Source organism: Sphingomonas sp. Leaf34, from assembly GCF_001421805.1.
Classification (GTDB): domain Bacteria; phylum Pseudomonadota; class Alphaproteobacteria; order Sphingomonadales; family Sphingomonadaceae; genus Sphingomonas.
Genome location: NZ_LMLC01000001.1, coordinates 112016 through 125845, shown reverse-complemented (window position 1 = coordinate 125845; position 13830 = coordinate 112016). Strand labels below are relative to the sequence as shown.

Here is a 13830-nt window from a genome sequence, read left to right as displayed (position 1 = left end):
TGACGGACAGTGGCCGTTTCGGTTCCTTCAGGACGTCTTAACGAAGCTGGGCTAAGCGGGGGCATGGCATCCATGGCCCCGGACGCGACAACGCAATCGATCGTCGCGACGGAACTGGTCGCTCGGGCGCTGGAGCTCGTCCCGATCCCCGCCGCGCATGTCGTCGTGAACGCCGGCAAGTTCGATCTGTTCGCAATGAACCGCGCCTACAAGCTGGCAGGTCTCGGCGTGATCGCCGAGCGATCGCCGATGATCGGCGAACTCGGGCCCCGGATACTTGCTTTTCTCGAGTCGCCGAGCCTGCGACTGGATTTCGAGTGGACGCTCGGCGATGCGATCGACTGCCGCTATTACCGTGTGACGATCGCGCGCACCTTTGCGTCGTTGCGCGACCGCTGCACGATCAGCTTCATCGATCAGACGTCCCAGGTCCAGACCGAACGCAGCCTGCGGCGAGAGATGACCACCGACAGCCTGACCGGACTGCCGAACCGCGAAGGCTTTGAGGACCTGATCGAGAGTGTCGGGGATCGCGGCGCGATCGCGGTGCTGGCGATCGATATCGACCGGTTCGGGCGGCTGAACTCGTGCCTCGGCTCGCTGGCGGGGGACGAGTTGCTGATCACCGTCGCGCGCCGGATAAAGGGGGCGTTGCGCGCGCGCGATACGCTGGCGCGGATCGGCGGGGATCAGTTCGGCATCCTGATGGCGATCGAGGGCGGCGGCGCCGGCGACAGCGACCGTCACGAGGCGCATGCGCTCGCCGACCGGATCCAGCGGACGCTGACGACACCGTTCAGGCTCACCGACTATGAAATCAGCGTCGAATGCTCGGTTGGTATCGCGCACGGTGCAGACGAGGCGGAGGACGTCGCCGAACTGATCCGCCACGCGCAATTCGCGGTGAAGCGCGCCAAGGCGAGCGGCCGCGCCGAAAGCTATCTACCGCAGGATTTCGCGATCGCGCGCGCGCAATTCAGCATGGAAACGGCCTTGCGCCGGGCGATCGAGAACCGCGAGCTGCGCCTCGCCTATCAGCCGATCTGCGACCTGGCGACCGGACGCATCGTGTCGTTCGAAGCGCTGGCGCGGTGGACCGACGAGGATGGCACGCATCATTGTCCGACCGAGTTCATTCCGGTGGCCGAGGAATCCGGGCTGATCGTACCGCTCGGACGGTGGGCGATCGACGAGGCTGCGCGTACGCTGGCATATTGGGATGCGTGTCATGGTGCGCCGTGCGGTGTGAAGGTCGCGGTCAATCTATCGGCAATCCAGCTCCAGCGCGACGACATCGCCCCTGTATTGGAGGCGGTGCTGGTGGCGACCGGTCTGACCGGCGACCGTTTCACGCTGGAGCTGACCGAGAGCGCGATCGTGACCGATCCGGACCGGATCGCGGAGACGATGCATGCGCTGAAGGCGCTCGGCACGACGCTGGCGATGGACGATTTCGGGACCGGCTATTCGAACCTCGCCTATCTTCAGAAACTGCCGATCGACGTGCTGAAGATCGACCGCAGCTTCGTCACGGGAATGCTGGCGGACCGCGACAAGGTCTCGATCGTCCGCGCGATTCTGAGCCTGGCGCAGGCGCTGGGGATGAAGACGACCGCCGAGGGAATCGAGACCATCGAACTCGCGCAGACGCTTGCCGCGCTCGGCTGCACCTATGGGCAGGGCTATTTCTACGCCAAGCCGCTGGAGGCGGATGCGGCCTTTGCGATGATCGGGACCGGGGTGGGCGCTTAGCCGCACCCGACCCGGCGCCGCATCAGCGTAGCGCGTGCGCCACCATCTCGTCCGCGATCGCGCCGACGCGTGCGGCATCGGGAAAGCCCTCGACGATCCATTGTGTCTCGACCTTGCGCAGCATGGCGGCTACGTCGGGGCCCTTGCGCAGGCCGCGTTCGACCAGCGCGCCGCCCGAGAACGGGAATACGGGGGGCGTCCAGTCCTTGATCGCAGCAACGTCTTCGCCCGCGATCAGCAGCCGGTCGATCGCGCCGGGCGTGCCTGCGCGATAGGCGAGCGCCTGCGCGCCCTCCTCGCCGCGGCCGGCGGTCGCGGCGATCAGGCGTTTGCGGTCGGTGTTCGACAGTTTCAGGCGTGCGCCGACGGCTTCGGCCGCAGCCGGGGCAATCGCCATGGCGAGGCGACGGATCGGATCCGCGGCAATGCCCGCCGCGGTCTCGCGGTCGGCGAGCAGGGCGAGGCGCTGGGCACCGGCGGCGTCGATCTCGGGGAGCACCGCGCGAAAAATGCCGCGCTCGACCATCAACGCGACGACGGCCACGGCGTTGGCGGCGACCAGCAGTTTCAGCACTTCGCTCGCGACGCGTTCGCGCGACAGCGCCATGAGGTCGTTCGCGCGCGCGGTGCAGGCGTCGAGCCCCGCCTCGTCGATCGTCGACCCGAAGCGGGCGTGGAAGCGGAAGAAGCGGAGGATGCGCAGGTGATCCTCCGCGATTCGTTGCAGCGGATCGCCGATGAAGCGCACGCGCCGCGCCGCGAGATCGTCGAGGCCGCCGAAATAATCGAAGATCTCGCCCGTCGCCGGATCGGCATAAAGCGCGTTCATCGTGAAATCGCGGCGCGCGGCGTCTTCGCGCCAGTCGTCGGTATAGGCGATGATCGCATGGCGGCCATCGGTCGAGACGTCGCGGCGCAGCGTCGTGACCTCGACATGGCCGCCCGCGGTGACCGCGGTAACGGTGCCGTGCGCGAGGCCGGTCGGGACCGCCTTGATCCGCGCATCTTCCAGGCGCTCGATCACCTCCTGCGGCGGCAGGCGGGTGGCGATGTCGACATCGGCGACGTCGATCCCGAGCAGCGTATCGCGCACCGCGCCGCCGACGAAGCGCGAGTCGCCGTCCGCAGCGCCCAGCACCTTGGCCAGCGGTTCGAGACCGTCACGCAGGCGCCACGGCGCGAGCGGGAGTATCAAGACCACCTCAGGCGGCGCGCGAGGTTGACGATCATCGCCGCGGTCGCACCCCAGATCCGGCGGTCGTTCCACATGATCTCGTAATAATGCCGGTCATGGCCCTGCCATTCCAGCGTCGCCTCGACATGGTTCGCCTCGTCCAGCAGGAAGGCGAGCGGGACCTCGAAGACGCTGGCGACCTCGGCTTCGCTGGGCGTGAAGACGAGGTCGGGGGGGATGATGCCGATCACCGGCGTCACCTGGAACCCGGTCACGGTGCGATAGCTGTCCGCTTCGCCGATCACGGTGACGTGGCGACGCGGCAGCGCGATCTCCTCCTCGGCCTCGCGCAGCGCGGCGGTGACGACGTCCTCGCCGGGATCGATCCGGCCGCCCGGGAACGCGATCTGGCCGGGGTGGCGGCTCATCGTGTCGGTGCGCTGCGTCAGGATCACGCCCGGATCGGCACGGTCGGTGACCGCGATCAGCACCGCCGCGGGGAGCAGCGTGTCGGTCGCGGCGAGATCGCCGTCATGCTGGTCGCCCGTCAGCAGGATCATGTGCGCACCGGCGCCCTTTGCCAGCGCCACCGCCAGCCGGTCCTTCAGCATCATGCGGCGAGATCCGGTGCTGCTGGCTCGAGCGCGAAGAACGCACCGTCGCTCCAGAGCCCCGGCGGCGTCGCACCGTCGGCGATCGCGCGTTCGGCGAGCTCGTAATAGACCGAGCGCACGACCAGCGCCTCCATGCCGCCGCGCACGACGAGATAGGGGCGCGGGCCATCGGCATCCTCGACGAACCGCAGCGCATGGTCAGGCCCTGCGGTGACAAGATCGCCGGTGTTGAGGCGGAAGGCGAGCTTCGCGTCGCGACCGCTGCCCTCGGCCTTCATCTCGACTGCGGTGAAGGGTGCGTCCTCGACCGCGATGTCGAGCTTTTCGACCGGGGTGACCAGCACGTGGCTGCCATCGGCTTCGCGGCGCAGGATCGTCGAGAACAACCGGACCATCGCCGGGCGCCCGATCGGCGAGCCCTGATGATACCAGGTGCCGTCGCGCGCGATCCGCATTTCGCTGTCGCCGCAATGCGTCGGATTCCATTTGTCGACGGGCGGCAGTTTCGCCTCCTCGACCAGGCGGGCGATTTCGGCGAGGCTCAATGAAGCGATATCGGGGATGAGATCCATGGGCATCGCGGCGGACTAGGCGGGAGGGGCCGCGAGGTAAAGCCGCGCGTTACGCCGATGCGCCGACCCGTACACGCGGGCCGAGCATACCTGCGGCGTTCGGCACCGCGTCGCCGCGTGCGAGCAGGCGGTGTCGGTCGACCGGACCGGGGGCTTGCCAGTGCGCAGTGCGATCGGCGGTGAAGCCGAAGAACCGGCTATAATAGTCGGGGTCGCCAATCAGCATCAGCGCGCCATCGCGGCCCGTGGCAGCGGCAGCATCGAGCGCGTGCGACATCAACCGCCGGCCGATGCCGTCGCCCTGATGCGTCGGCTCGACCGCAACCGGGCCGACCATGATAAGCGGGATCTGGCGGGCGTCGTCGGCCAGCGCGATCGGCCAGCATTGGATCGAGCCGACGAGAACGCCGTCCTCGACCGCGGCGAAACTGAGCGCGGCGATCGCCTTGCCCGCGCCGCGGATCGCATAGGCCGTGCGCGCAAACCGGCCGGGCCCGAAGGCGCGGTCGAGCAGAAACTCGACGGCGGTCGAATCGATGCTGTCGAGGGGGACGAGAGTGATCACCGGCATCTCCTCCCGCGACGCGTCCGAGCATGGACGGCGAGGGCAGCGCGCTTTAGCCGCGGCGCACCTGAACGCAAGGATAACCGGACATCTGGCGCGATCGTCAGCAGCTCGCCTTTCATCTGACCCGCTTTCATCTGGCCCGCTTTCATCTCTGCGCGTGTCTGCTAGAGGCGCGGCCATGGAAGACAGTCTTCAACTCGAAGTGCACGACCTCGAAGTGCAGGTCCTGACCGGCATCTACTCCGAGGAAACGCACCTGCCGCAGCCGCTGCGGATCTCGCTGACGGTAGACATGGTGTGTCCAAAGCGATTCGATCCAGATACGCCGTTGGCGGCGTCGAAAAACTATCTCGACCTGAAGAACGCGGCGACCACGGCGCTGCCGGTTGGCGTCCATTTCACGCTGATCGAAGGCGTCGCGGATCATATCTGTGAGACGCTGTTCCTGCAGGACGCGCGCGTGCTGCGCGTGAAGGTGAAGATCGTGAAGCTGGCGATCGCCGAAGCGGACGAGGCGATCGGCGTGACGCTCGTCCGCCATCGCCGCTGACGGTATGCGGCTGACGCTTGAGCCGGGCGGCGATATCGCAGCGTTGGTGCGCGGAGCGTGGGGCGACTCGTTGGTCGTCATGATCCCGGCGGCGCTGGATTCGCTGGCGATGGCCCAGGCACGCGCCGCGATCGGCCCGCTGGCGATCGAGCTTGCGCCTGCGACTCGGGTGAACGCCGTGGTGCTAGCCGAGGAAGCGCAGCCTGACGATGTGGACGCGGCAGTCGAGTTCCTCGAAGCGGCTCGGTCAACCACTGGGCAGGTGCTGCCGATCGGCAAACGCTAGATCCGCACGATCCTCGCCCCCGTAGGGGCAGGATCGTGCGGCATTCAAATCTTGCGCGTCCGCCCACACGGTCCGAGCGCAGCGATCACAAAGGCATAGTCTTCGCGTGCGATCGTCGCGTCGGTCGCCTCGAGCGATCCGGTGCTCCGCTCGGGTAGGCTCTGCGGCAATGCGCATGCCAGTCGGTACCAGAGCAGCGTTTCAGGGGCAGGGGGCGCCGCCGACTCGTCGACGATCTCGCTCAGCGCGACCGCCCATCGCGGCTGTTCGCCCGGACGTCGGATGATCGACAGCGACACCGGGCGCTGGTCCGCAGTCGTCAGGAAGATCTGCGTCTCGCCTTCGCCGGGCAGGGCGCCGGCGACATGGAACGCGTTGCCGATCCCGGTGATCACCGGCGGTGCGTCGCTCGCCAGCGCGCCCTTGGCGATTTGCCGCGCCCGCGCGTCCGCGGTCGGCGTCCAGTCGACCTGCGCATCGGGCGCGACGAGCTGGACCTGGTTGACCGCGCCCGCGACCGGCTTGGCGAAGATTAGCACCCGCGCCTTTTTGAATTTGGGTATGCGACCTGCCGAATCGGGGGCCACGTCGAGCAGATAGCCGATTCGCGGCGGCAGGCCGTCGGCGCCACGGATCAGCGCCGTGACATCGACCTCGACATATAGTCGGACAAGTCCCGCCGCCAGATTCGGTGCCTCGGCGGGCTTGATCTTCGCCGTCGATCGGACCGTGGCATCGGCGATCACCGGCGCCGACAGGACCAGGTCGGCAATGTCTGCATAGCCCGGTGCGCCGACCGCCTCGCGCTGCACCGCACCCGGTAGTTTGTCGCTTGCCATCGCCGAAACCGACGGTTGCGCGGGGGTTTGGTGACCGGCGGCGGGGAGCGCGACGAGCGCGATCGACAGGGCCGAAGCCGTAACGTGAATGATGGACTTCATCTGCCGAAGCTACGCCAACCAAGCTGAACGATACAGAAATAATTCTGCCATGCTGCGGTTGTACGTTTGTTGCGTCTGACAAAGCGTTTGCGTGTCGCATGACGTGGCGATAGGACTTGGCGACTGCCCCGTGGTTATTCCGGCCAACGGCAGACGTATGCGCCACGCAGCCAGTGCGGGCATGTGCGTACGGAGCAGGCAGATTAAGGGAGTGTCGTTTCTGAATGGCCTATACTGACCAGAAGATGTCCGGAGGCAAAATCGTCGCGATCGTGATCGTCGCGCTGATTCATGCGGCCTTGGGCTACGCTTTCGTCACGGGCCTCGCGTACCAGTACGTGAAAAAGGCCCAAGAAAAGATGACGACGTTCGACGTGGAGCCGCCGCCGCCGCCGCCTCCGCCCGACGAGCCCCCGCCGCCGCCGCCTGACCAGCCAAACCTGCCGCCGCCGCCGACCACGGTCGTCACGCCGCCGCCAGTGGTTGTCACGCCTCAGCCCGCGCCTGCCATGCAGACGTCGAACATCATCCCGCTCAGCCAGCCGACGGCTCCGCCAGCGCCACCAGCGCCGCCGGCACCGCCAGCCGCGCCGCCAGCGCCGAGGGTGTCGCAGGCGGCCGGTCTGAAGGGTAATCCCGCGCAGTATTTCGGTGCGGACAATTATCCGCCATCGGCGCAGCGCGAGGGTGCACAGGGTCGCGTGTCCGCGAAGCTGACAATCGGTACGGATGGTCGTGTGACCGGCTGTACGGTGACGTCGGGCAGCGGCAACACGACGCTCGACGACGCGACGTGTCGCATCTCCAAGGCAAGGGTGCGCTTCACCCCGGCCAAGGATGAGAGCGGCAATCCGATCGCCTCCTCGTACCAGTTGAACGTCCGGTGGGTCCTTCCAGAGGATTGATCCCACCTACCCTAACCGCACCAGATAAAATTCAGTCAGAGGACTAAACCGACCATGATCACCACCATTCTTGCAGCGGCAGCGCCCGCCGCAGCCGACGCCAACCCGTACGGCCTGCAAGCCGCCCTTCGTGAAGGCGGTCTGATCTCGCAGACCGTGTTCGGCATCCTCGTGCTGATGTCGATCGTGTCGTTCTACATCCTGTTCTCCAAGCTGTTCGAACAGCAGAAGATCATCGGCCAGGGCAAGCGCGTCCGCCAGGCCTTCTGGTCGTCGAACTCCTTGCGCGAAGGTTCGGCCAAGCTCGAGAAGAACTCGGCTTACAAGCAGATCGTCGACGACGGTCTGGCGGCGCAGGAGCAGCATTCGAAGCTGACCGATCCGGTCGAGGCGCATGACTGGCTGCACGGTTCGCTGGCGCGTTCGGAAGCCGCGATCAACTCGAAGCTGGGTGGTGGTCTCGCCTTCCTCGCGACGGTCGGTTCGGTTTCGCCGTTCATCGGTCTGTTCGGTACGGTTATCGGCATTTACCGCGCACTCGTGAAGATCGGCGCATCGGGCCAGGCATCGATCGACAAGGTCGCAGGGCCGGTCGGTGAAGCACTGATCATGACCGCGCTCGGTCTGGTCGTCGCCGTTCCTGCCGTGTTGTCGTACAACTGGCTGCAGCGCCGCAACAAGTCGATCGCAGAGGACCTGTCGGCCTTCTCGAACGACGTGCTCGGCTTCCTCGCTTCGAACGGCGCCGTGCGTCCGTCGATCGCATCGGGCGCCAAGCCAGTTCCGGCCAAGCCTGTCACGACGACCACGACCGCCGGCCAGACCGGTGGCGTACCGCGCGCCAACTAAGACGCGAAAGGCGGGGCCGCTGTTCGCAGTGGCCCCGCTTCATTGCCGCCGGCAGTTCCGGTGGCGATCAAATGGATAGGATAGTTCGCACATGGCGATGAGTGTTGGTGGCGATTCCACCGAGAGTTCGATATCGGACATCAATACGACGCCGCTAGTCGACGTCATGCTCGTGCTCCTGATCATCTTCTTGGTGACGACGACTGTCGCGGTCCAGGCGGTCCAGCTGAAGCTCCCGGAGGTCCGCTTCGATCCGACGATGACCAAGCCGGAGAACGTCTCGCTGTCCGTGACGACCAAGCCCGATGGTAGCTGCGCTGTATATTGGGGCATGAGCCCGGTCACCTCGACCGAGCTGCTCGACCGCGCGGTGGTCAAGCTGAAGGCCGAGATCGATCGCCAGGGTGGCGCGAACGCGGCCGGCCTGGAGCTGCCGGAAGCGCATATCCGCGGTGACGTGAACACGCCATACAAGTGCATCGGCGGCACGATCTACACGATGCAGCGCGCCGGTTTCGCCCGCGTCGGCTTCATCTCCGAGCCGCCCCCCGGCGGCACCACTGAACGCTGATCGCTCGGACGTATTTAGGAGTAGCATAGAATGGCAATGAGCGGCGGCAAAGAAGACGGCTCGCCGATGATGGAAATGAACATGACGCCGTTGATCGACGTCCTGCTCGTTCTCCTCATCATGTTCATCATCACGATCCCGATCCAGACGCACGCGGTCAAGGTCGACCTTCCGGTTAACAGCCCGAACCAGCCGCAGAATCCGGTTAACCCCGAGAAGAACAAGATCACGATCGATCCCGCGGGCGTCGTGGCTTGGAACGGATCGCCGGTCGACGAGGTCACGCTGCGCCAGTATCTGGACCAGAGCGCCGGCATGACTCCCGAGCCCGAGCTTCACTTCCAGCCCGATCCGCAGGCGCGGTACGAAGTGGTCGATCGCACGCTGGCCACGGTCAAGCGGTCGGCGATCACCAAGCTCGGCTTCATCGGCAACGAGCAATATCGCAACGACTTCTAGGTCGTCCTGTACAGTATCGAACGTCCAAAGGGCGGTCCTCCGGGGCCGCCCTTTTTCGTTGTGCGCCAGGGTTTGCGTGCACGCGTTCGATCAAGATTGATCAATGTACTTGTGCGACCGTCATTGAAGTGACACACCGCTGTCATAAAAATGAAACCTTCCAATGGGCGAAGGTCAGAGGAGATGAGCGATGCGCAATTCCGTCCTGTTCGTTCTCGCAACCCTGGGCGCCGCGACGCCCGCGTTGGCGGCACCGTCCGCTACAGTCGATCGCACCGGTTATACGGCGATCGCGGCGGGGGATCTCTCCGCGGCAGAACAGCGCATCGTCGCCGAGCGGAAAATATTCCCGCAGCGGCCCGAGCTGATGCTGAATTTGGCGTCGGTCTATCATCGCACGGGTCGCGAATCGGAGGCACGCGCGCTGTATGCGGCGGTGTTGGCGCGGCCGGCGGTCGCGATGGACCTGCCATCGGGGTCCGTGGTTTCGTCGCACGACCTCGCAAGCCGCGCGCTGAGCCGCCAGTTGCAGATGATCGCGACTCGCTGAGTCAGCCGCGATCCGTCTCGGTCACGCTTGTTCGCTCGCAACAGGCGTGACACGTCGATGGGGTCTGCGGCGGCGCGAACCCTTGGAAGCGACCTGATGACGGTTGCCGCGTTCGGTACGTTCCGGTCCTTATGCGCCTGCTGTTGGCGGGGACGACGGTCGGATCTGGCGACGCTGCTCCGGAAAACCAGCACGCGTTGCATCGGCCGCTCGGGCCACGCCTGTACGATGGTGATGGCGTTTCACCGGTATCGGTCCTGCTTGGTCGGTCGACCTACCGCGCCATGTCGTGGGTCGCGCATCGTGGATCGCGCGTCATTTCGACGTCTGGAGGGAGGCGTCTTGGGCCGACGATCAATCGTGCGATTAGCGGGCGTCGCCGGCACGCAGTGAGCCCATCCAACTCTCCCTCCGCCGGCGGATCCGGCAACGGGCCGCGTGCGATCGGAGCGGAACGAGGCCCGCGACAACGTCGCCGCGGGCAGGGGAGGTCAGCTTTGGGGCTGTGCTCGCACACCGGCTGCTGCCCTCGTGCGGGCCACAGTGAGGCCGTGCCCTCGGTTGGGCTCCACCGTGGCTGCCGCGCAGCTGCCCGGTCGCGTCAGTTCTTCGCCTTGTCGACGAGCGCGTTCTTGCCGATCCACGGCATCATGCCGCGCAGCTCGCTGCCGATCTTCTCGATCGGATGCGCCAGTGCCTGCTTGCGCGCGGCCTTCAGCTCGGGCTGGCCGGCGCGGTTGTCGAGGATGAAGTTCTTCACGAAACGGCCCGACTGGATGTCGGCCAGCACGCGCTTCATCTCGGCCTTGGTCTCCGACGTGATGATCCGCGGACCCGTGGTGATGTCGCCATATTCCGCGGTGTTCGAGATCGAATAGCGCATGTTGGCGATCCCGCCTTCATACAGCAGGTCGACGATCAGCTTGGTCTCATGCAGACACTCGAAATAGGCCATTTCGGGCGCGTAGCCGGCTTCGGTCAGCGTCTCGAACCCGGCCTGGATCAGGTGCGTGATGCCGCCGCAAAGCACGGCCTGCTCGCCGAACAGATCGGTCTCGCATTCCTCGCGGAAGTTGGTCTCGATGATGCCCGAGCGACCGCCGCCGACGCCGCTGGCGTAAGCGAGCGCGATGTCGTGCGCGTTGCCGGACTTGTCCTGGTCGATCGCGATCAGGCAGGGGACGCCACCGCCGCGGACATATTCGCTGCGCACGGTGTGGCCGGGGCCCTTGGGCGCGATCATGATGACGTCGAGATCGGCGCGCGGCTCGATCAGGCCGAAATGCACGTTCAGGCCGTGCGCGAACGCGATCGTCGCACCCTGCTTCAGATTGTCGTGCAGGTCGGTTGCGTAGATCGCGGCCTGATGTTCGTCGGGGGCAAGGATCATGACGATGTCGGCCCAGGCGGCGGCCTCGGCGTTCGACTTAACTGCGAAGCCCGCCTCGATCGCCTTCTTGGCAGTCGCGGAGCCTTCGCGCAGCGCGATTGCGACGTCCTTGACGCCCGAATCGCGCAGGTTCTGCGCGTGCGCATGGCCCTGAGAGCCATAACCGACGATCGCGATCTTCTTGTCGGTGATCAGGTTCAGGTCGGCGTCGCGATCGTAATAGACACGCATTATATTCTTCCTTCTTTCGTCATTCCGGCGGACGCCGGAACCCAGGGTTCCAGGCCGCGCCGTTCGTGGCTCTGGGTCCTGACGTTCGTCAGGATGACACAGTTAATTCAGGCCGGCTCTTTACCGCGGGCGATCGCGACAATGCCGGTTCGGGCGACTTCGATCAGGCCGACTTCGCCCATCAGCTCGACGAACTTGTCGATCTTGTCGGTGCCGCCCGTGACCTCGAACACGAAGCTCGACGTCGTCGCATCGACCACGCGCGCGCGGTAGACGTCGGCGAGGCGGAGTGCCTCGATCCGGTGGTCGCCGGTGCCGCGGACCTTGACCAGCGCCAGCTCGCGCTCGACATGCGCGCCCATCGCGGTGAGGTCGGTCACCTTGTGGACGGGCACGAGCCGGTCGAGCTGCGCGAGGATCTGCTCCATCGTCGCTGGCGACGCGCTGGTGACGATCGTGATCCGGCTGACCGACTTGTCGGCGGTGATCTCCGACACCGTCAGGCTCTCGATATTATAGCCGCGCGCGGTGAACAGGCCGGCGATCCGGGCGAGGATGCCCGGTTCGTTGTCGACGATGACGGCGAGCGTGTGCCGCTCGGCCTTTTCCTGGGAAATATGCATTAAACCAGCGCCTTCGCTTCGTCGTCCATCGTGCCCGACACTTCGTTCGCCTGCAGGATCATGTCGGTATGCGCCGCGCCGCTCGGAATCATCGGGAAGCAGTTGGTCAGCTGCGACACGCGGCAATCGACGATCACCGGGCCGTCATAGGCCAGCATCTCGGCGATCCCGCTGTCGAGCTGGTCGCGCGTCTCAATCAGGATGCCCTTCCAGCCGTATGCCTCGCCCAGCTTCACGAAATCGGGCAGCGAATCCGAATAGCTCTCGGCATAGCGGCTCTCATAGGTGAGCTCCTGCCACTGGCGGACCATGCCCATATACTGGTTGTTGAGGATGAAGATCTTCACCGGCAACCGGTATTGCGACGCGGTCGCCAGCTCCTGGATGTTCATCTGGATCGACGCTTCGCCGGCGATATCGATCACCAGCGCGTTGGGGTTGCCGAGCTGCGCGCCGATCGCGGCGGGCAGGCCATAGCCCATCGTGCCGAGACCACCGCTGGTCAGCCACTTGTTCGGCTTTTCGAAGCCGAAATGCTGGGCTGCCCACATCTGGTGCTGGCCGACCTCGGTGGTGATGATCGGGTTGCGTGCGTGCGTCGCGTCGAACAGCGCCCGGATCGCGCGCTGCGGCATGATCTCGTTCGGGTCGTTCTCGGGGAAATCGAGGCACTTCACCGCGCGCCAGCCGGCGATACGACGCTGCCAGTCGGTCGTGTCGGGCTTGGGATGCTGACGGCTCTTCCAGATCCGCACCATGTCCTCGAGCGCATGGCCGACGTCCGCGATGATCCCGAGATCGACACGTACGGTTTTGTTCACCGACGAGCGATCGATGTCGATATGCACCTTGCGCGAATTCGGGCTGAACGCGTCGAGCCGGCCGGTCACGCGGTCGTCGAAGCGGCTACCCAGCGCGACGACCAAGTCGGCTTGGTTCATCGCCATGTTGGCTTCGTAGGTGCCGTGCATGCCGAGCATCCCGAGCCACTGCTCGCCGCTCGCGGGATAGGCGCCGAGGCCCATCAGCGTCGACGTCACCGGCGCGCCGGTGATGCGGACGAGTTCGCACAGCAGCTGGCTCGCGGCGGGGCCCGAGTTGATGATGCCGCCGCCGGTGTACAGGATCGGGCGTTCGGCGGCCGCGATCATGTCGACGAGCTGCTCGATCTGGCTCTGGTCGGCCTTCACCTGCGGACGATAGGTCTTGTGCTGGATCGGACCCGGCTTGGTGTACCGCGCGGTGGCGACCTGCACGTCCTTGGGAATGTCGACGACCACCGGCCCCGGACGACCCGAGGTGGCGATGTGGAACGCCTCGTGGATCACGCCGCCGAGCTTGGCGGGGTCCTTCACGAGATAATTGTGCTTCGAGCAGTGGCGGGTGATGCCGACGGTATCGGCCTCCTGGAACGCGTCGGTGCCGATCAGCGCGGTCGGCACCTGGCCGGTGATCACGACCATCGGGATCGAATCCATCAGCGCGTCGGTGATCCCGGTGACCGCGTTGGTCGCGCCGGGCCCTGAGGTGACGAGCACCACGCCGGGCTTGCCGGTCGAGCGCGCATAGCCCTCCGCCGCATGCGTCGCCGCCTGTTCGTGGCGCACCAGGATGTGCTTGATCCGGCCGCTGCGAAACAGCGCGTCGTAGATCGGCAGCACGGCACCACCCGGATAGCCGAACACGACCTCCACGCCGAGATCGCACAGCGCCTCGATCAGGATATCGGCTCCACTCTTCTCGGTCATCACGTCAAAATCCTTTCGAATGCGCCGCCTTTAGCGCCTCGTGGAGG

The 13830-nt window shown here is 65.8% G+C and carries 16 protein-coding genes; 8 read left to right on the top strand and 8 right to left on the bottom strand.

The genetic code is table 11. From position 1 onward, the window contains the following. The first annotated feature begins 63 nt into the window (after positions 1-63). The gene (locus tag ASF00_RS00655; protein WP_055872771.1) at positions 64-1752 is read left to right on the top strand and encodes a putative bifunctional diguanylate cyclase/phosphodiesterase; all 1689 of its coding nucleotides are present in this window, start codon (positions 64-66) and stop codon (positions 1750-1752) included. 22 nt (positions 1753-1774) lie between these two features. Here the strand turns inward: ASF00_RS00655 and ASF00_RS00650 are convergent, their stop codons facing one another. The 4 genes from ASF00_RS00650 to ASF00_RS00635 are packed head-to-tail and all read right to left on the bottom strand — an operon-like array spanning position 1775 to position 4677. Then, on the bottom strand, positions 1775-2953 hold the full coding sequence (locus ASF00_RS00650; RefSeq protein ID WP_055872769.1) for a CCA tRNA nucleotidyltransferase: 1179 nt from the start codon (positions 2951-2953) through the stop codon (positions 1775-1777). Next, positions 2944-3540 carry a CoA pyrophosphatase gene (locus tag ASF00_RS00645; RefSeq protein WP_055872767.1) on the bottom strand — a complete coding sequence of 199 codons (597 nt, stop codon included), beginning with the start codon at positions 3538-3540 and terminating at the stop codon, positions 2944-2946. The genes ASF00_RS00650 and ASF00_RS00645 overlap by 10 nt, the downstream gene beginning before the upstream one ends. Continuing rightward, complete coding sequence (locus ASF00_RS00640) at positions 3537-4118, bottom strand: DUF1285 domain-containing protein (protein ID WP_055872764.1); 582 nt, start codon at positions 4116-4118, stop codon at positions 3537-3539. The genes ASF00_RS00645 and ASF00_RS00640 overlap by 4 nt, the downstream gene beginning before the upstream one ends. Positions 4119-4161: 43 nt before the next feature. Next, entirely contained in the window at positions 4162-4677 is a 516-nt protein-coding gene (locus tag ASF00_RS00635) for a GNAT family N-acetyltransferase (RefSeq protein ID WP_055875138.1), read from the bottom strand. Positions 4678-4858: 181 nt separating this feature from the next. Between ASF00_RS00635 and ASF00_RS00630 the strand changes: the two genes are divergently transcribed. After that, positions 4859-5230: a dihydroneopterin aldolase gene (locus tag ASF00_RS00630; protein WP_055872762.1), complete on the top strand. Its 372-nt coding sequence runs from the start codon at positions 4859-4861 to the stop codon at positions 5228-5230. A 4-nt stretch (positions 5231-5234) separates the two neighbouring features. After that, entirely contained in the window at positions 5235-5516 is a 282-nt protein-coding gene (locus ASF00_RS00625; protein WP_055872760.1) for a Rossmann fold domain-containing protein, read from the top strand. 44 nt (positions 5517-5560) lie between these two features. Here the strand turns inward: ASF00_RS00625 and ASF00_RS00620 are convergent, their stop codons facing one another. Next, entirely contained in the window at positions 5561-6457 is an 897-nt protein-coding gene (locus ASF00_RS00620; protein WP_055872758.1) for a hypothetical protein, read from the bottom strand. Between the two features lie 245 nt (positions 6458-6702). On the opposite strand from ASF00_RS00620, the gene ASF00_RS00615 reads away from it, so the two are divergent. From ASF00_RS00615 to ASF00_RS00595, 5 genes are all read left to right on the top strand, one after another. After that, the gene (locus ASF00_RS00615; protein ID WP_443024369.1) at positions 6703-7362 is read left to right on the top strand and encodes an energy transducer TonB; all 660 of its coding nucleotides are present in this window, start codon (positions 6703-6705) and stop codon (positions 7360-7362) included. Positions 7363-7416: 54 nt separating this feature from the next. Continuing rightward, complete coding sequence (locus ASF00_RS00610; RefSeq protein WP_055872754.1) at positions 7417-8211, top strand: MotA/TolQ/ExbB proton channel family protein; 795 nt, start codon at positions 7417-7419, stop codon at positions 8209-8211. Between the two features lie 91 nt (positions 8212-8302). Continuing rightward, on the top strand, positions 8303-8782 hold the full coding sequence (locus tag ASF00_RS00605; protein WP_055872752.1) for an ExbD/TolR family protein: 480 nt from the start codon (positions 8303-8305) through the stop codon (positions 8780-8782). 30 nt (positions 8783-8812) lie between these two features. Further along, positions 8813-9241, top strand: a complete 429-nt coding sequence (locus ASF00_RS00600) for an ExbD/TolR family protein (protein WP_055872750.1) — start codon at positions 8813-8815, stop codon at positions 9239-9241. Positions 9242-9431: 190 nt separating this feature from the next. Then, positions 9432-9791 carry a tetratricopeptide repeat protein gene (locus ASF00_RS00595; RefSeq protein ID WP_055872747.1) on the top strand — a complete coding sequence of 120 codons (360 nt, stop codon included), beginning with the start codon at positions 9432-9434 and terminating at the stop codon, positions 9789-9791. 601 nt (positions 9792-10392) lie between these two features. Here ASF00_RS00595 and ilvC read toward each other — a convergent pair. The 3 genes from ilvC to ASF00_RS00580 form a co-directional block, all read right to left on the bottom strand. Then, positions 10393-11412: a ketol-acid reductoisomerase gene (gene ilvC / locus ASF00_RS00590; protein WP_055872745.1), complete on the bottom strand. Its 1020-nt coding sequence runs from the start codon at positions 11410-11412 to the stop codon at positions 10393-10395. Between the two features lie 107 nt (positions 11413-11519). After that, positions 11520-12035, bottom strand: coding sequence for an acetolactate synthase small subunit (ilvN, locus tag ASF00_RS00585; RefSeq protein ID WP_055872743.1), 516 nt, complete (start codon positions 12033-12035; stop codon positions 11520-11522). After that, positions 12035-13783 (bottom strand): acetolactate synthase 3 large subunit, encoded by a 1749-nt coding sequence (locus tag ASF00_RS00580; RefSeq protein WP_055872741.1) that lies wholly within the window; start codon positions 13781-13783, stop codon positions 12035-12037. The genes ilvN and ASF00_RS00580 overlap by 1 nt, the downstream gene beginning before the upstream one ends. Positions 13784-13830: the final 47 nt, after the last annotated feature.